This is a genomic window from Tatumella sp. JGM130, assembly GCF_018257525.1.
Lineage (GTDB): Bacteria > Pseudomonadota > Gammaproteobacteria > Enterobacterales > Enterobacteriaceae > Tatumella > Tatumella punctata.
In genome coordinates this window covers 131,025-148,443 of sequence record NZ_JAERJS010000004.1, presented here as the reverse complement: position 1 = coordinate 148,443, position 17,419 = coordinate 131,025, and the positions used below count along the sequence as shown (strand labels likewise).

The following is a 17,419-nucleotide window of genomic DNA, read 5'->3' as shown; positions in this document are numbered from 1 at the left end:
ACTTCCTTCTTTGGCTATGTTTATTTTCCGGTGACGGGCAATATCAGGTTTATCCGGTGGTTATTTTAACCGGGATTCAACCAGCGCTGCCCAGCATGAGGCTGCCGGAATAATTAAATCATCGTTAAAATCGTATCCCGGGTTATGAACATTACAGAATCCCGGCTGGTCGCCATTACCAATCAGAAAATAGCTGCCGCACGGATTTGCCTCCAGCATAAAGGCGAAATCTTCACTGCCCATCAGCGGGGGAGTGCCGGTATGGACTTTCTGCGCGCCGAAGAGGTCGGTAGCGACCTGCGCCGCAAATGCTGTTTGCTGAGCATCATTTACCAGTACCGGGCTGCCATTGACGTGCGTAATTTTTGTGGTAGCGGAAAAACTCTGTGCCTGGGCGGTGACCAGTTCATTAATCCGCCGGAGCAGTTGTTCACGGACCACGGGATTAAGGGCACGGACGGTTAATTTCATCAGTGCATAGTCATTCACCACATTGGGTGCGTCTCCGGACTGGATGCAGCCGACGGTGATCACTGCGGCTTCAGCCGGCGCGATATTACGGGAGACAATACTTTGTAACGCACAGCCTATCTGGCAGGCGATCAGGGTAGCATCCACACCTTTCTCCGGCATCGCACCATGGGCACCGATGCCGTTAATTTCTATATGCAGGGTATCTGATGAGGCCATCAGTGCCCCCTGGCGAAAATAAAACTCACCGGTTTTCATGCCCGGCATATTGTGCAGGGCAAAAATACTGTCGCAGGGGAATTTTTCGAAAAGCCCGTCATCAAGCATCACTTTTCCGCCGTACAGTAACTCTTCTGCAGGCTGAAAAATAAGATGCAACGTACCATTAAAATGACGGGTTTCTGCCAGGTATTTAGCGGCACATAGCAGTATTGCCGTATGTCCGTCATGACCGCAGCCGTGGAACTTCCCTTCGTTATGGCTGCTCCAGGTTTTACCGCTTTTTTCATGAATCGGTAATGCATCTATATCAGCACGGATACCGAGGCGCTGTGGCCCGTCGCCTTGTTGTAACGTGGCAACCACACCGGTGGTGGCCATGCCACGGTGAATACTGTACCCCAGTTTTTCCAGGTACTGCGCGATGAAATCACTGGTGCTCTGTTCTTCAAAACCGATTTCCGGATGCTGATGCAGCTGACGGCGAATCGCGATAAACTCATCAGCGCTTTTGGTAATACTATCAATAATATTTTTCATAAAGACCTCTTGCAGATAACGGGTATATAAATACTAGAACGATATGCCGGACAGAAACAGAGAAGTATTTGCACTAAAAAGGGGGTTTATTTGACTATTATCATCCCCTTATTTGTAAACAGGTAAAATAATCCCTATGAGTTATTTTACTTCGGGGGATTGTATATGCTGGCAAAACCACCGCCTGATTATGGATTACAGGCTTATTTTATAAGTTATTGTAAGAATTATGGATATAACGGCATTACCTTTATTTATGTTATCAGTGGAAGTGTACGGGTAATCAGTGATAACCGGCAGGTTGTGCTGGACGAAAATGATATCATGACGATTAACCAGTCACAGGATTACAGTATTATCAGTGACCAGGATAATGTTGTTCTGCTTCTGGAAATATCCGGACATTTTATATCTCGCTATTATCGTAAATATTATTCTGAAAATTATGTAGTATTACCCGGAGAAGACGGGCGTTACCGTGAGGGGTATATAGATAACCTGAGGGATTTAATATTCAGATTATTTATCTGTCCTCTGAAAGGTAATGATGAAATTTTTCTTTTGGAATCGAACAGTATCCTGTCAAAGATCATGATGGTTTTAATCGCTTATTTCAGGGTGAGAAAAGAAGGCGGCGTGAAAAAAACATCAGGACGTAGCAGGAGGGTCGAGGAAATCGTAAAATATATAAATAATAATTATACATCACCCGTCTCTTTACAGCGTATTGCAGAAAAACAGGGGATGTCATTAAGTTATCTGTCGCGGCTGTTTAAACAGGAAGTAGGGGTCAGTTACCGGGATTATTTACATAACCGGCGTTTTGAATCGGCGATCATCGATCTGCTTAACAGTAACAAACCTAATTATCAGATTGCCCGGGATCATGGTTTTTCTGACAGCAGGCAGTTTGTTTCTTTGTTCAGAAAAAATTATCAGAAAACACCGTCCCAGTTCCGTCGTGATAACGCTTATCAGATCGATAGCAGCAGATCATCCCCGCAGATACGTGAGAGTATTGGTGTAGTAAATAAATTTTGCCAGCCGGTCAGCAGTGCAAGAGTACTTTCATTGTTAAGCCATATGCTGAATCAGACACAGGGTGAGGGGCATCATGAGGCGTTTTCCGGTATTGAAGAGTCGTCTGTCGATATTAGCCGCCAGCCGGCGATACTGACGCCCGCGAAAAGAGCAATTATTATCACCGTCGGTGAGTTTAGCGAACTGTTAAAAACGCAAGTACAACAGCAAATTAGTCTGCTATCACAGGCAGGTATTATCGATTTTGTTGATCTGTCACCAGGGATTTCAGTGACAGCGACAGGGCCCGGGTTTCACACTGACGAGCCGGTAAACACCTATTCAGCCTATGCGGATCACGATGCGGCGATTTCATTTCTTTACCGGCTGAATATCCCTTTGTTTATCAGGCTCCGTCAGCCGGCAACAGAGCCGCTGTCAGAACTTTTTATCCACCAGATGATGGGTTTCTTACAGCATTGTCTGCGGTTATATGGCCGGACATACGTTTCACGCTGGCATTTCGTTGCGGTGCCGGCAGAAGATGAGACGCTTCAGGCAGAAGGGAATCCGTTTTTCTGTGACCTGTTTTCGGCGATTAAGTCCCTGTGTCATGGGGTAAAAACCGGCGGAATGTGTTTTTTTCGTGACGGCAGGCTGACAGAGTATTCTTACCTGCGGGCAATGCCACTGTCGACGTTTATTGAGTTTATTGGTTGTGATATTGAGAATGATAACGGCCAAAACAGCGGGGCGGGGAACAGGTCTCTGCAGCAGCATACAACGGATATCGGAGAGCTTGTCCGGCAACTGACACGGTTGCTACAGGAAGAGTTGCTGTTTGCACCACTTATTCTGATGCGCTGGAACACACTGACCGGGGACACTCGTCATATCAACGGTAGTTTTTTTCGCGCAGCAATTATCTTTAATTTTCTGCAACAATTGCCGGCCAGTGTTTGTGGAGTCTCGCTGGCGTTAAATACCGAAATTCTGAAAGAAACCTTACCGTCACGTATTGATACCCGGGGGATAGCGGTTTTTTATACCGGTTGCCTGAAACGGCCGGTATTTTATGTGCTTGGTTTTATAAGAAGAATGCACGGCATTATCCTTGCGCAGGACGGTGATTATATATTAACAAAGACAGCCACCGGCTATCAGATGGTTGTGACCAATGCTGCGATTTTTGATCCCCGTCTTTCGGTACAGGAGTCGGTGATCCGTAATTTACGGAAGAAGAAAAAAATAGTGATTAATGGAATAGAAGCCGGGCAGTATCAGCTGACCCGCGCGATTTTTGACCAGCAACACGGTGATTTATATAGTCTGTTTCAGCTATTTCAGACTGAGTATGGGCGGGTTCAGGAAGTTATTGATTATCTTAACCGGCATACGGGGCCCGGTTTGCGTGTTCGCGATGAATACCTGCCCCGGGATCAGTGGATATTGCTGGCAGAAATGGAAGCGAATGCGATCCACTTCTATGAACTGACCTTTATCGGACAGGGAGGCAGATTGGGCAAAGACGACGGGGTTACGGCGATAAATTGACAACCGGTACAGTTCTGTCAAAATCCTGGTTATTATTAGTTTGCTTATTACTTTTGCAGGGGCTTCCGGCGGACTTTCTGTTGAAGACGTCACCCCTGCAAGCCTTATAAGGACGTTCTCGTTTATGGCTGATACTTCCCCGCAGGATCCTCAGCAAGAGAGTGCATCATCTCTGCCGGTGGCTGTGACTTCTTTTTCGGTGTTTCTTACCTACCTGACAGCAGGCCTGGCGCTGCCGGTGATCCCGCTATATGTTCATCAGCAACTGGGAATGAACGATGTGATGGTCGGTCTGGCTGTCGGTATTCAGTTTTTTGCCACCCTGATGACACGCGGCTTTGCCGGTAAACGGGCTGACCAGAAGGGTGCCAGACTGACCACCTTACAGGGGATGATGGTCATTATTTTTGTCGGTGTTGCCTGTCTTGGATCAGCACTCTTCCGCGGATCGCTGGCGGTACAATTTGGTCTGTTAATTCTTGGCCGGTTATTGCTCGGATTCGGCGAAAGTCTGTTGTTTACCGGCAATCTGACCTGGGGACTGGGACTGATAGGCGCAAAACGATCCGGTATTGTGATGTCGTGGAATGGTATGGCTATCTACGGGGCTCTGGCGGCGGGTGCACCACTTGGTTTGTTGATCAACAACCATTATGGCTTTGTCGGAGTGAGCGCGGTGGCAACCCTGTGTCCGCTACTGGCACTGGCCTGTTGTTTTCGGATCCGTCCGGTCGCTGTCAGCTCCGGTAAGCGGCCGCCATTATTCAGCGTTGTCCGGCAGATCCTGACCCCGGGCACAGTACTGGCATTGCAGGGAGTGGGTTTTGCGGTGATTGGCGCATTCACATCACTGTATTTTGCTGACCGGCATTGGGGAAATGCCGGTTATACCCTGACTGCATTCGGGCTTTTTTATGTTGTGGTGCGTATTTTCTTTGGCGGATTGCCGGACAAAATGGGCGGGATCCGTGTGGCAATGATTTCACTGGGCGTGGAAACCGCGGGGTTGCTGTTATTGTGCACCGGCACTCAGGAATGGATGGCATTTGCCGGTGCGGCACTGACCGGCTGCGGATGTTCACTGGTCTTTCCGGCGATGGGCGTTGAGGTGGTACGCAGTGTCGAAGCAAAAGTCCGGGGAACCGCGTTAGGCTGTTTCTCGGCTTTTCAGGATATTGCTTACGGCGTCAGCGGGCCGGTTGCCGGCCTGCTGGCGAGTGGTTTTGGTTATGGCTCGGTTTATCTGGCCGGGGCCTGTGCTGCGTTTGGCGGGCTGGTGATCACTCTCAGGCTGCTTATTCAGTCAGGTAAACGGCGCAGTAGCTGACAGGCCGCCCGGGTTTCGGCCGATTGCAGGACCAGATTCCCTCTCTGCGCTTTATCGCCGGTTATAATCGCTGATACCGGCGGTAAAATTAACCGGAAATGCTGCGTTGTTTCACCATAACTGTGACCGTTAAAATAGCCACAGTACCACGATGATTATCAACAACGGAATCACCAGCAGCCATAGCCGCGATAAACCGGTGTTACCCGGCACGACAGCTGCTGGCGGAAGCTGAGTAGTGAGTGGCTGAGGAGGCACAGCCATTTGTTTTCTGTTTGCACGGATAAGTTGTTCTGCACGTAAACGAAACAGTTTATGCAGTAAATCCTGTGCCTGAATGTCGGTCAGTTGCTGCCCCTGAACTGACGGAAATTGTTGTTCACAATAGCCGATCAGTTGCCGGGTTTCGCTGTCAGAGGCCGGGTGTTTCAGCGATTTTAATAATTCCGCCAGCGTCACCGGCTGTGTCCGGGTATGCAGTGTTATTTTCGCCTGCAGGTACTGTGTCAGCAGCGGGTAGAAGCGCGACGGGATCGGATCACCATTTTTTAACGATAGCAGGCTGAATAAACTCTGCCATACGCTGGACGGTGACTCTCCGCCGGAAATTGTCAGTTTAAGAACCTGCTGCTGTAAACTCTGATGTTCGGCAGGCAACAGTGTCCGATCCGTGGTACGGATTTGCTGTGGCGACGGAATATCCATTTGTCCGTTTTTCAGCATAGTCAGTACCTGCTGCAGTTGTTGCTGAGTCAGGGAGCTGAGCACGGTCTGGCCGAAATTCTGGCGAATAAAGCTACTGACGGCCTGCCGGTTATTACCGACCGGCAGCAGATCAGTCAGTTGCTGCAGTAAAATTCGTGCGGAACGGGCATTTTGCTCCTGAAGCAGACGATCAGTCAGCCATTTTTCAGCAGCAGGGAAATGGCTGGATAACAGCTCATTATCACTCTTAACCCCGGACTGATGACGGATCCCTGCCCATAGCTCCGCAGATTTCAGAGAGCTGATTGCCATAATTTTGACAATAATTCGTTCCAGTGTGGTGCGTTGCGCGCTGGTCAGGGCAACAGACGACACTGCAGGATGTGTATCTTTTGGATGAGCAGAGGGTGTTCTGTCACCGGTGACCTCAGAAGGGCCGCGGAGTGGTTGCATGACAAACATTCCAGCTAGTAGAGAGAATTCAGCCCGGGGTAAGCCGGAGTAACGGCAGGTATGATAACAACCTCCCTGTAAAATCCAAAGAGCTATACAGAAAGAATTGTTCAGCGCCGGTGCATATAATCCCTAGCGGGGCTTATTTCCTGTACGCCGGCCAACAGGAATGCGCAACCGTTGCGCCAGAATGACGCCAGCCAGTGTCAGTGATCCGCCAATCCAGTGCCAGCTATGCATTTTCTCATGCAGACAGGTGATTGCGATCACTGCGGTAAATACCGGGGCAAGATTGAGAAAGATACTGGCGGTATTGGCTCCGAGCCGCATCACCCCCTGGATCCATAAATAAGGCGCAATAATGGAAGCCGCAATTGCCGCATAGAGTACCAGCGGGATATTTTTAGCGGTCAGGGCCACTGACGGGGTGATTAAAAATCCGGGCAACAACATTAAAACGGCAAACAGGATTTGGATATACAGGCTTTGCCACCGCGGCAGATCCATTGACCAGCGTTTAGTGAGCACACCGTATAAGGCATAGGCCGCTGCTGCTACTATCATCATCAGCTCACCACTGCCAAGTCCCTGTGACAGTAATTGTTGCGGATGACCGTCACTGATAAGCCATGCCAGTCCGGCAAAAGAGATAACAGCACCGAGTACAATTCCGAGTGTCGGTGTCAGGCGCAGAATAAACAGGCTAAAAATAACCGTCAGTAGCGGAATGCTGGCGATCAGGATACCGATAAATAATGCACTGACGGTCCGGGCGGCATAATAGGCCAGGCTCTGGTATAGCACCATACCCAATGCGCCAAGTATCAGTAGTTTCAGCCACTCCCGGGACAGGGCTGTGCGGTGACGGATCACCCCCGGTAATACAAAAGGCGTCAGCACCAACAGAGCGAGCATCCAGCGGTAAAAAGAGATGGCTTCCGGTGTGATCACCCCGACCGACAGTTTACTGACAATCGAGTTCACCGCCCAAATCAGGACAGCCCCCAGAGGAAACAAAAAGTTCATCGCCCGTTCTTCCATATCATATCAGCGTATTCTCTGTGGTTTTAGCGGTTCAGGAACCAATAATAAACGGCTGATAAGATGAAGCACAAACGGGGCAAAGGCAAGCTATTCAGCCGGCAATCGCCGGATGTTTTCTACCCCGCTTTATGACAGAATATTATGATATTTCCGGTTCAACAGGACAAATCCAGTGAAAATTGTTGTCGATGAAAATATGCCGTATGCACGTGAGTTATTCAGCCGTCTGGCTGAGGTTGTGGCAGCACCGGGGCGGACCTTGTCATCCGGGGAATTAGCCAGTGCCGACGGGCTGATGGTCAGGTCAGTCACCAGGGTGAATCGTCAGCTTCTGGCAGGCAGCCGTGTCCGTTTTGTCGGTACTGCCACCGCCGGTCAGGATCATGTCAATAGTGACGAGTTACAGGCGGACGGCATCGCGTTTTCGGCTGCACCGGGCTGCAATGCGATAGCCGTCGTGGAATATGTGTTTTCGGCGTTACTGGCACTGGCTGAACGCGACGGTTTTCTGCTGACCGATCGTACCGTCGGGATTGTCGGTGCCGGTAATGTCGGAGGCCGGTTACAGAAACGGCTGGCAGCCGCAGGGATTAAAACCCTGATTTGCGATCCACCGCGGGCCGACCGCGGGGATGAGGGTGAATTCCATCCGCTGGAGACTCTGGTCCGTAAAGCCGATATTATTACCTTTCATACGCCATTATTTAAAGACGGCCCTTATAAGACGTTACATCTTGCTGACCAGTCATTGCTGGAGAAACTTGTCCCCGGCGCCATCCTGATTAATGCCTGCCGCGGTCCGGTGGTTGATAACCAGGCATTACTGGCGGTGCTGGAAAAGCGCAGTGATTTGTCTGTGGTACTGGATGTCTGGGAGCCGGAACCGGAACTGTCATTACCGTTACTGGAAAAAACGGCTATCGCTACCGCGCATATCGCCGGTTATACCCTCGAGGGTAAGGCCCGCGGCACCACCCAGGTGTTTGAAGCCTGGTCGGCGTTTGTCGGGCAGCCTTGTCAGGTGGCTTTAAGCGAGTTACTGCCGGTGCCGGATATCCGCCAGATTACCCTGCACGGGGAATGTGATCAGGCAATGCTAAAACGTCTGGCACATCTGGTGTATGATGTGCGCCGCGATGATGCCCTGTTACGTGCCGTCGCGTCACAACCGGGTGAGTTTGATCGTCTGCGTAAGCAATATCAGGAGCGACGTGAGTGGTCTTCGCTGCAGGTTGATTGTGATAACGCGGCAACAGCAGATAAACTGCGGCAACTGGGTTTTGATGCAAAATTTAGCGGTGATTGCTGAGTCTGTCGGCAATCACCATATCCTGTTCAGGCGGTGTCTCTCACCGCTTTATTTTTTGTTTTTCTGGAGTAAACCAACATGTCTGACGGCTGGAATATCGCCCTTTTAGGGGCAACTGGCGCAGTGGGAAGTGCTGTACTGGAGTTATTGACGGAGCGTCAGTTCCCGGTTGGTGATTTATTTTTACTGGCCAGTGAAAGCAGTGCCGGTGAAACGGTACGTGTCGAGGGTAAAAATCATCAGGTACTGAATGCTGAAGACTTTGACTGGTCGCAGGCGCAGCTGGCCTTTTTTGTGGCAGGGACCGAAGCGTCAGCCCGCTACGCAGAGCAGGCGGCCAATGCCGGTTGCCTGGTGATTGACAGTAGTCCTTTATTTGCGTTGTCGCCGGACGTGCCTCTGGTTATCGCTGATGTTAACCCACAAGTGTTAGCCGATTACCGTAACCGCAATATTGTCAGTGTCGCCGACAGTCTGGTCAGTCAGCTGCTGTGTGCAGTGAAACCGCTGGCAGATAATGCCGGGCTGGGACGTTTGCAGGTGACGAATCTGATGTCGGTCTCCAGCCATGGAAAAGCCGCAGTGGACGGGTTAGCCGGAGAAAGTGCCCGTTTGCTGAACGGTATGCCGGTTGAAGAGTATCATTTCGGCCGGCAGCTGGCATTTAACCTGTTGCCTTTACTGCCTGATGAGCAGGGCAGTGTGGCGGCCAACCGCCGGATGGTGGATCAGGTGCGTAAAATTCTTCAGGACGAAGGGCTGCCGGTTTCCGTCAGTTCTGTACAGGCACCGGTCTTCTACGGTAATGCCCAGAGCGTACAACTGGAGTGTCTGCGCCCTTATTCTGCCGGGGAAGCACGTAATGACCTGGCGATGTCGGGTGATATTCTGCTGAGCGATGAAGGTGAATTCCCGACACCGGTCAGTGATGCGACTGGCAGCGGGCAATTGTGTATCGGTTCGTTACACAGTGACTATGGTATTCCTGAGCAACTGCAATTCTGGTCAGTGGCTGATAATATCCGCTTTGGCGGGGCACTGATGGCGGTTAAAGTCGCCGAGCAGCTGGTGCAGGAGTATCTGTAAACATGTCTGATGTAAAGACGCGCAAGCTGGCACTGGGAATTGAATATGATGGCAGCCGTTATTACGGCTGGCAGCGTCAGCCGGAAGTGCGCAGTGTGCAGGGCTGTCTGGAAAAAGCCCTGTCGCAGGTCGCGAACCATGAAGTCAGTGTGTTTTGTGCTGGCCGGACGGATGCCGGAGTGCATGGGACAGGTCAGGTGGTGCACTTTGAAACGACGGTGCAGCGGGCCGACAGTGCCTGGACGCTGGGTGTGAATGCTAACTTGCCAAAAGATATCGCGGTCCGCTGGGTCACTGAGGTCTCTGACGATTTTCATGCGCGGTTCAGTGCGACTGCCCGGCGTTACCGTTACATTATTTACAACCAGCGGTTGCGTCCGGCGATTTTAGGGCAGGGGATCACCCATTTCTATCACCCGCTGGATGAAGCCGCAATGCATCGGGCCGCCCAGAGTCTGCTGGGGGAAAACGATTTTACCTCTTTCCGGGCTGTACATTGCCAGTCTAAAACGCCGTGGCGGAATATCAGTCATATCCATGTCTGGCGGCAAGGGGCGTTTGTCATCGTTGATATTAAAGCCAATGCTTTTGTTCACCATATGGTACGTAATATTGTCGGCAGTCTTATGGACGTGGGATGCGGTAACCAGCCGGAGTCCTGGATAGGGGAACTGCTGGCTGCGAAAGATCGCAAGCTGGCATCAGCGACGGCCCGTGCTGAAGGGCTGTATCTGGTCGCTGTCGACTATCCGGCCGTTTTTGGTTTGCCGGAGCCGGAGCCGGGCCCGTTATTTTTGGTCAGTGATTTTTTTTCACAGAATAAAGGATAGAAATTCATGGAGTACGTCCATTTCATTATTGATTTTATCCTGCACATTGATGTGCACCTCGCGCGGCTGGTTGCCGATTACGGGGTATGGATTTACGCGATTCTGTTCCTGATCGTTTTTTGCGAAACCGGGCTGGTGGTAACGCCTTTTTTACCGGGGGATTCCCTGTTGTTTGTCGGCGGTGCCCTGGCTGCGCTGCCGGGAAATGATCTGAATATTCATCTGCTGGTACTCTGTATTGTCATTGCCGCCATTGCCGGTGACGCAGTCAATTATACTATTGGACGCTTATTCGGTGAAAAACTGTTCAGTCGTCCGGACTCAAAAATATTTCGTCGCAGTTATCTGGAAAAAACCCATCAGTTTTATGAAAAACATGGCGGGAAAACCATTGTGTTTGCCCGTTTTATCCCGATAATTCGTACTTTTGCGCCGTTTATCGCCGGAATGGGTAAAATGTCTTACCGTCAGTTCGGGCTGTTTAATATTGCCGGCGGAGTTGCCTGGGTATTGCTGTTTAGCTATGCCGGGTATCTGTTTGGCGATTTACCTGTGGTACAGAAAAATCTCAATTTGCTGATTGTTGCTATTATTGTGATTTCGATATTGCCCGGCATTATCGAGGTCTGGCGGCATCGCAGACAGGCCACCCGGAAAACGTAGTTTTTCCCGCAGGCCCCTGACCGTTAAACCAGATTTTTATCCACAGCGTGGACAGGTTGTGGTTTAATGGGCGTCATTTACCGGCTGTTGGATAAAAATTCAGCAGAAATAAAACAACTGGATAACCCAGGTTCAAACAGAAAGGTCATCAATGAGCTGGATTGAACGCATTCTTAATAAAAGTAATGTCACCCCTGCGCGTAAAGCGAGTATTCCTGAAGGGGTTTGGACGAAATGTGATAGCTGCGGCCAGGTGCTCTATCGCGCGGAGTTAGAAAGAAATCTCGAAGTCTGTCCGAAATGTGATCACCATATGCGGATGCATGCCCGTGACCGCCTGACGTCATTTATGGACCAGGGCACGATGGTTGAACTGGGCAGCGAGCTGGAACCGAAAGATATTCTGAAGTTCCGTGACTCGAAAAAATACAAAGACCGTTTGCTGGCAGCACAGAAAAGTACCGGTGAGAAAGACGCGCTGGTGGTGATGAAAGGTGAACTGCACGGTATCCCGGTGGTGGCTGTCGCGTTTGAATTCTCCTTTATGGGGGGGTCAATGGGGTCAGTGGTCGGTGCCCGTTTTATCCGTGCTGCAGAACAGGCGCTGGAAGATAACTGTCCGCTGATCTGTTTCTCGGCCAGTGGCGGCGCGCGTATGCAGGAAGCATTAATGTCACTGATGCAGATGGCTAAAACCAGTGCTGCACTGGCAAAAATGCGTGAGCGCGGACTGCCGTATATTTCGGTACTGACAGATCCGACCATGGGTGGTGTGTCAGCCAGCTTTGCTATGCTGGGTGATCTGAACGTTGCCGAGCCAAAAGCCCTGATTGGTTTTGCCGGTCCGCGGGTTATTGAGCAAACAGTACGTGAAAAACTGCCGCCGGGCTTCCAGCGCAGTGAGTTTCTGATCGAGAAAGGGGCGATCGATATGATCATCCGCCGGCCGGAAATGCGCTACAAACTGGCCAGTCTGCTGGCGAAAATGATGAACCTGCCAGCTCCTTTGCATGATGGTGTTGAATCTGACGTTGAGACCACACCGGACCATAACGAGGCCTGACAGTAATGATAAAGACGCTTTTACAGCGTCTTTTATTTATGTACCGCAACAACATCAACGGGACACATGGAAAATCTTCACCGACCTCAGGCCACGTCTCCTCTTGCTACGTGGCTGACTTATCTGGAAAACCTGCACAGCCAGGCGATTGACTTAGGTCTTGAGCGTGTGCGTCTGGTTGCCTCTCAGCTTAACCTGCTAAAACCTGCCCCTTTTGTGTTTACTGTGGCAGGCACTAATGGCAAAGGCACGACCTGCCGTACCCTCGAAACCTTGCTGATTGCGGCGGGATATCGGGTTGGCGTATACAGTTCTCCTCATCTGGTCCGTTATACAGAACGGGTGCGTATTCAGTCTCAGGAACTCAGTGAGGCTGAGCATACGGCAAGCTTTGCGGCGATCGAGCAGGGCAGAGGGGACACCTCCCTGACCTATTTTGAGTACAGCACGTTGTCGGCCCTGTATCTGTTCCGGCAGGCTGATCTGGATGTGGTGATCCTTGAAGTCGGGTTAGGTGGCAGAATGGATGCGACAAATATTGTTGATGCCGATGTGGCGGTTGTCACCAGTATTGCCCTCGACCATACGGACTGGCTGGGCGCGGATCGTGAGAGTATCGGCCGTGAAAAAGCCGGCATTTTCCGCACCGGCAAACCGGCAGTGGTGGGTGAACCGGATATGCCCGCCACTATTGGTACCGTCGCGGCGGATAAAGGAGCTATCTTACTGCAACGTGACCGGCAGTGGTCTTATACCGAACAGCAGGGCAGCTGGGATTTTCGTGATATTCAGGGAGAGCTGCGCCAGTTACCGCTGCCGCGGGTTCCTCTGCCGAATGCGGCTACCGCGCTGGCGGCGTTGCGGGTTTCCGGGTTACAGGTCAGTGAAGCCTGTATCCGTGAGCACCTCGCCAGCGCAGAGTTAACCGGACGTTTTCAGACAATCAGCGAGTCACCGCGAGTGATCCTGGATGTCGCCCACAATCCCCATGCGGCAGCGTACCTGGCATCGCGGTTAGCCGCCTTAGGAGCTACCGGTAAGGTGCATGCGGTGGCCGGGATGCTGCATGATAAAGATATTGCCGGAACACTGGCACAACTGACGCCGCAAGTCGATTACTGGTATTGTGCGCCTCTTGAAGGGCCGCGTGGAGCCAGTGCTGAAGAGTTAGTCTCGCATTTGCCTCAGGCAGCCAGCTTCTCTTCGGTGGCGGAAGCCTGGTATGCCGCCCGCGATCGGGCAGCGGCTGAAGATATTATTCTGGTTTGTGGTTCTTTCCACACCGTAGCACAGGTGATATCTGTCTCAGGGGAGGGAGGACGTGGCGAGTAAATTTCAGAATCGTTTAGTCGGTACCATTATTCTGGTGGCTGTCGGAGTGATAGTCCTGCCGGGCCTGCTGGATGGTAAGAAAAAGCACTATAAAGAGGAATTTGCTTCAATTCCGCTGGTGCCTAAGCCCGGTGATCAGCAGGACAATGATCTGGTGCCTCCGGTCACTCAGCCTCTGAGTGGACAGCCGGCCCTGGCACCGGTGTCCGGCAATACTGCTGCCAGCGAAACCGGCACTCAGCCAGTGGCAGCACAGCCTCAGGTTACAGCTCCGGTACCTGCCGCCCCGGCTCAGATACAAAGTTCGCAGGCTGCCAGTGCTGCCCTGCAACAGCAGGAGGCCGCACGCCAGAAGCAGGATCGTTTAGTGCGTCAGCAGGCAGAGCGTGAAGCCAGTGAAGCTAAGGCTCAGGTCAGGGCACAGCGTCAGGCCAGTGATGCCGCAGAAAAAGCACGGCAGCTGCGGGCTGAACAGGAACGTCAGCGTGCACTTCAGGCATTGAATGATCAGTCTTCCGCACCCGCACCGGTTAGCGGAACCAGTAATACAGCAGAAACGCCGGCAGGACAGGCGTATGTTATTCAGTTGGGCGCCTTAAAAAATGCTGCCAGAACCAGTGAAATAGTCAGCGAACTGCGCAGTGCCGGATTCCGCGCTTACTCTCTGCCGGCGACCCCGGTACAGGGCCAGTTAAACCGTATTCTGGTCGGGCCGGACAGTTCGAAAAGCCGTCTGCAGTCGCAGCTGGCAGCGCTGAAGAGCAAAACCGGTCTGAGTGGTGTTGTCAGGCCTTATTCTGCCCGCTGACAGACAGTATCTGATCAGTAAATTGGGCAGTTTTTTGTATATCTCCATATAAAACATATGGTTAGTTAGTTGTTATTGTCAGGGCAATGAAACGAAATTTTCATTGCCCTTTTTCTCTGCCGTCGGGGGAAAACGCTACGCAAACGTTTTCTTTTTCTGTTAAAATGCGCCCCGAACCGATTGCAGAAAGGATAAATGTTGCAGCGGAAGAGCTCATGAACTGGATTGATTACGTCATTATCGGGATAGTCGGATTTTCAGCGTTAGTTAGCCTGATCAGAGGATTTGTGCGTGAAGCCTTATCTTTAGTCACCTGGGGATGTGCTTTTTTTGTTGCCAGCCATTATTTTTCCTATCTTGCGGTCTGGTTTACCGGGTTTGAAGAGCCCATGGTTCGTAATGGTGTAGCAATTGCCGCGTTATTTATCGCGACGCTGATTGTCGGAGCTATAGTGAATTACGTGATTGGATCTCTGGTCGAAAAGACCGGATTGTCCGGCACGGACAGGGTACTGGGTGTCTGTTTTGGCGCGTTAAGGGGAGTGCTGATTGTTTCGGCTATCCTTTTTTTCCTCGATACATTCACGGGTTTTTCCAAAAGTACTGACTGGACACAATCGCAGCTGGTTCCGCAGTTTAGCTACATCATCAGATGGTTTTTTGACTATTTACAGAGCACGTCGAGTTTTTTACCCCGGCCATAACAGCGGGGGGATGTGGCTTAATGAGGAAATGACAACATGTGCGGTATTGTCGGTATCACCGGATTTCTGCCGGTCAACCAGTCTATCTATGATGCATTAACTGTATTACAGCACCGCGGTCAGGATGCTGCCGGTATCTGTACCATTGATGCAATGAATTGCTTTCGCCTGCGAAAAGCAAACGGACTGGTGAGCGATGTGTTTGAAGCACGTCATATGCAGCGCCTACAGGGGAATATGGGGATTGGCCATGTTCGTTACCCGACAGCAGGAAGCTCTAGTGCCTCGGAAGCCCAGCCTTTTTACGTAAACTCTCCTTATGGCATCACCCTGGCCCATAACGGAAATCTGACTAACGCCCATGAATTGCGTTCCCGGTTGTTTGAACACGGGCGCCGCCATGTGAATACCACCTCAGACTCTGAAGTCTTACTGAATGTCTTTGCCCAGGAACTGGACCGTTTCCAGGACTATCCGTTATCGGCAGACAATATTTTTGCAGCGGTAGAGTCACTGCATAAACAGGTACGTGGTGCTTATGCCGTCGTCTCCATGATCATCGGCCATGGCATGGTTGCTTTCCGTGATCCTAACGGTATTCGTCCTCTGGTTCTGGGTAAACGGGTATTACCTGATCAGCGCACAGAATATATGGTCGCCTCTGAGAGTGTGGCACTGGATACATTAGGTTTTGAATTTATCCGTGATGTGGCACCGGGCGAAGCGGTTTATATCACCGAGAAAGGCGAACTGTCGACCCGACAGTGTGCCGAAAACCCTAAAACGCATCCCTGTCTGTTTGAGTATGTCTATTTCGCCCGCCCGGATTCATTCCTCGATAAGATTTCGGTCTACAGCGCGAGGGTACGGATGGGCACTAAACTGGGTGAAAAAATTGCCCGTGAGTGGGAAGATCTGGATATTGATGTGGTTATCCCTATTCCGGAAACATCGACGGATGTGGCTCTGGAGATTGCCCGTATTCTGGATAAACCTTACCGGCAGGGATTTGTGAAAAACCGCTATGTCGGGCGTACCTTTATTATGCCGGGCCAGCAAATGCGTCGCAGTGCTGTACGACGTAAACTGAACGCAAACCGTGCTGAATTCCGGGATAAAAACGTATTACTGGTGGATGACTCGATTGTACGTGGTACCACCTCAGAGCAGATTATTGAGATGGCCCGTGAAGCCGGGGCAAAGAAAGTGTATCTTGCCTCTGCGGCCCCGGAAGTACGTTTCCCTAATGTGTATGGTATTGATATGCCGAGCGTCACCGAGTTGATTGCTCATGGTCGTGAAGTTGACGAAATTTGCCAGCTAATTAAAGCCGATGCCCTGATTTTCCAGGATCTGAGCGACCTTATCGCTGCCGTGCGCGAAGAAAACCCGGACATCAGCGAGTTCGATTGTTCTGTGTTTGACGGTATTTATGTCACCAAAGACGTGGATCAGGGATATCTGGATTATTTACAGGCTTTGCGTAATGACGATGCGCAGGCTGTTGCCAGACAAACGGAAGTCGAAAACCTGGAATTACATAACGAAGGGTAAGCCCTTTGATATTCTCAGGAAACACAACAGGGCGGATTTCCGCCCTGTTGTGTTACAGGAAATCTATTCGCCTCAATGGCCTGTGACACGTTATTATGCACACTTTAATGTGTTATCCGGAGCAGGTTATGAAAAGACTCATTGTCGGGGTGTCAGGTGCCAGCGGCGTTATTTACGGTATTCGTCTTTTACAGGTACTGAAAGAGGTACCGCAGGTTGAAACTCACCTGGTCATGAGTCAGTCAGCGCGTCAGACACTTGCTTTGGAAAGTGACTTCTCTGTACGTGATGTGCAGCAACTGGCGGATGTTGTTCATGATATTCGTGATATTGGTGCCAGTATTTCCTCCGGCTCCTACAAAACGGATGGAATGGCCTTATTACCCTGCTCAATGAAAACCCTGTCCGGCATTGTGCACAGCTACAGTGATAACTTACTGATCCGCGCTGCCGATGTGGTACTCAAAGAGCGGCGTCGGCTGGTGCTTGGGGTACGGGAAACGCCTTTACACCTTGGTCATTTAAGAATGATGACCACTGCCGCAGAAATGGGGGCCATTATTATGCCTCCGGTCCCCGCATTTTATCACCGCCCGCAGAACGTCATGGATATCGTTGATCAGACAGTGAACCGTGTTATTGATCAGTTTGATATTGAATTACCGAAAGATTTATTTGCCCGCTGGCAGGGCAAAAGCTGATCCCTCAGGGCACCAAAACAGAGCAATTACATACCG

Annotated in this window: 15 protein-coding genes; 12 read left to right on the top strand and 3 right to left on the bottom strand. The window is 51.0% G+C overall.

What is annotated here, in order from left to right; genetic code table 11:
• Window positions 1-60: 60 nt before the first annotated feature.
• On the bottom strand, window positions 61-1,230 hold the full coding sequence (locus JK211_RS03310; protein ID WP_212707248.1) for a M20 aminoacylase family protein: 1,170 nt from the start codon (window positions 1,228-1,230) through the stop codon (window positions 61-63).
• A 165-nt stretch (window positions 1,231-1,395) separates the two neighbouring features.
• On the opposite strand from JK211_RS03310, the gene JK211_RS03305 reads away from it, so the two are divergent.
• Complete coding sequence (locus JK211_RS03305; RefSeq protein WP_212707247.1) at window positions 1,396-3,804, top strand: helix-turn-helix domain-containing protein; 2,409 nt, start codon at window positions 1,396-1,398, stop codon at window positions 3,802-3,804.
• Window positions 3,805-3,928: 124 nt separating this feature from the next.
• Window positions 3,929-5,131 carry an arabinose transporter gene (locus JK211_RS03300; RefSeq protein ID WP_212707246.1) on the top strand — a complete coding sequence of 401 codons (1,203 nt, stop codon included), beginning with the start codon at window positions 3,929-3,931 and terminating at the stop codon, window positions 5,129-5,131.
• A 129-nt stretch (window positions 5,132-5,260) separates the two neighbouring features.
• On the opposite strand, the gene flk is transcribed toward JK211_RS03300, so the two are convergent.
• Together flk and JK211_RS03290 are read right to left on the bottom strand one after the other, a co-directional pair.
• Window positions 5,261-6,289 (bottom strand): flagella biosynthesis regulator Flk, encoded by a 1,029-nt coding sequence (gene flk / locus JK211_RS03295; RefSeq protein WP_212707245.1) that lies wholly within the window; start codon window positions 6,287-6,289, stop codon window positions 5,261-5,263.
• A 132-nt stretch (window positions 6,290-6,421) separates the two neighbouring features.
• Window positions 6,422-7,315, bottom strand: a complete 894-nt coding sequence (locus JK211_RS03290) for a DMT family transporter (protein WP_212707244.1) — start codon at window positions 7,313-7,315, stop codon at window positions 6,422-6,424.
• Window positions 7,316-7,505: 190 nt separating this feature from the next.
• Here JK211_RS03290 and pdxB point away from each other — a divergent pair, with 190 nt between their 5' ends.
• From pdxB to JK211_RS03240, 10 genes are all read left to right on the top strand, one after another.
• Window positions 7,506-8,642 (top strand): 4-phosphoerythronate dehydrogenase PdxB, encoded by a 1,137-nt coding sequence (pdxB, locus tag JK211_RS03285; protein ID WP_212707243.1) that lies wholly within the window; start codon window positions 7,506-7,508, stop codon window positions 8,640-8,642.
• Between the two features lie 78 nt (window positions 8,643-8,720).
• Window positions 8,721-9,728 carry an aspartate-semialdehyde dehydrogenase gene (locus tag JK211_RS03280; protein ID WP_212707242.1) on the top strand — a complete coding sequence of 336 codons (1,008 nt, stop codon included), beginning with the start codon at window positions 8,721-8,723 and terminating at the stop codon, window positions 9,726-9,728.
• Window positions 9,729-9,730: 2 nt separating this feature from the next.
• The gene (gene truA, locus JK211_RS03275; protein ID WP_212707241.1) at window positions 9,731-10,558 is read left to right on the top strand and encodes a tRNA pseudouridine(38-40) synthase TruA; all 828 of its coding nucleotides are present in this window, start codon (window positions 9,731-9,733) and stop codon (window positions 10,556-10,558) included.
• Between the two features lie 6 nt (window positions 10,559-10,564).
• Window positions 10,565-11,221: a DedA family protein gene (locus JK211_RS03270; protein ID WP_212707240.1), complete on the top strand. Its 657-nt coding sequence runs from the start codon at window positions 10,565-10,567 to the stop codon at window positions 11,219-11,221.
• Between the two features lie 151 nt (window positions 11,222-11,372).
• Window positions 11,373-12,284 (top strand): acetyl-CoA carboxylase, carboxyltransferase subunit beta, encoded by a 912-nt coding sequence (gene accD, locus JK211_RS03265; protein WP_212707239.1) that lies wholly within the window; start codon window positions 11,373-11,375, stop codon window positions 12,282-12,284.
• A 66-nt stretch (window positions 12,285-12,350) separates the two neighbouring features.
• Complete coding sequence (folC, locus tag JK211_RS03260) at window positions 12,351-13,616, top strand: bifunctional tetrahydrofolate synthase/dihydrofolate synthase (protein WP_212707238.1); 1,266 nt, start codon at window positions 12,351-12,353, stop codon at window positions 13,614-13,616.
• Complete coding sequence (locus tag JK211_RS03255) at window positions 13,606-14,424, top strand: SPOR domain-containing protein (protein WP_212707237.1); 819 nt, start codon at window positions 13,606-13,608, stop codon at window positions 14,422-14,424. The genes folC and JK211_RS03255 overlap by 11 nt, the downstream gene beginning before the upstream one ends.
• Window positions 14,425-14,639: 215 nt before the next feature.
• Window positions 14,640-15,128, top strand: coding sequence for a colicin V production protein (gene cvpA / locus JK211_RS03250; RefSeq protein ID WP_212707236.1), 489 nt, complete (start codon window positions 14,640-14,642; stop codon window positions 15,126-15,128).
• Window positions 15,129-15,164: 36 nt separating this feature from the next.
• Window positions 15,165-16,682: an amidophosphoribosyltransferase gene (purF, locus tag JK211_RS03245; protein ID WP_212707235.1), complete on the top strand. Its 1,518-nt coding sequence runs from the start codon at window positions 15,165-15,167 to the stop codon at window positions 16,680-16,682.
• Between the two features lie 128 nt (window positions 16,683-16,810).
• Window positions 16,811-17,383: a UbiX family flavin prenyltransferase gene (locus tag JK211_RS03240; protein WP_212707234.1), complete on the top strand. Its 573-nt coding sequence runs from the start codon at window positions 16,811-16,813 to the stop codon at window positions 17,381-17,383.
• Window positions 17,384-17,419 lie beyond the last annotated feature (36 nt).

Excerpts from the sequence above, each read along its gene's own strand:
- truA (WP_212707241.1), top strand. The coding sequence starts at position 9,731 with ATGTCTGATGTAAAGACGCGCAAGCTGGCACTGGGAATTGAATATGAT.
- JK211_RS03290 (WP_212707244.1), bottom strand. The coding sequence starts at position 7,315 with ATGAACTTTTTGTTTCCTCTGGGGGCTGTCCTGATTTGGGCGGTGAAC.
- JK211_RS03305 (WP_212707247.1), top strand. The coding sequence starts at position 1,396 with ATGCTGGCAAAACCACCGCCTGATTATGGATTACAGGCTTATTTTATA.
- JK211_RS03240 (WP_212707234.1), top strand. The coding sequence starts at position 16,811 with ATGAAAAGACTCATTGTCGGGGTGTCAGGTGCCAGCGGCGTTATTTAC.
- JK211_RS03310 (WP_212707248.1), bottom strand. The coding sequence starts at position 1,230 with ATGAAAAATATTATTGATAGTATTACCAAAAGCGCTGATGAGTTTATC.
- folC (WP_212707238.1), top strand. The coding sequence starts at position 12,351 with ATGGAAAATCTTCACCGACCTCAGGCCACGTCTCCTCTTGCTACGTGG.
- JK211_RS03280 (WP_212707242.1), top strand. The coding sequence starts at position 8,721 with ATGTCTGACGGCTGGAATATCGCCCTTTTAGGGGCAACTGGCGCAGTG.
- purF (WP_212707235.1), top strand. The coding sequence starts at position 15,165 with ATGTGCGGTATTGTCGGTATCACCGGATTTCTGCCGGTCAACCAGTCT.
- JK211_RS03270 (WP_212707240.1), top strand. The coding sequence starts at position 10,565 with ATGGAGTACGTCCATTTCATTATTGATTTTATCCTGCACATTGATGTG.
- cvpA (WP_212707236.1), top strand. The coding sequence starts at position 14,640 with ATGAACTGGATTGATTACGTCATTATCGGGATAGTCGGATTTTCAGCG.
- accD (WP_212707239.1), top strand. The coding sequence starts at position 11,373 with ATGAGCTGGATTGAACGCATTCTTAATAAAAGTAATGTCACCCCTGCG.
- flk (WP_212707245.1), bottom strand. The coding sequence starts at position 6,289 with ATGCAACCACTCCGCGGCCCTTCTGAGGTCACCGGTGACAGAACACCC.
- JK211_RS03300 (WP_212707246.1), top strand. The coding sequence starts at position 3,929 with ATGGCTGATACTTCCCCGCAGGATCCTCAGCAAGAGAGTGCATCATCT.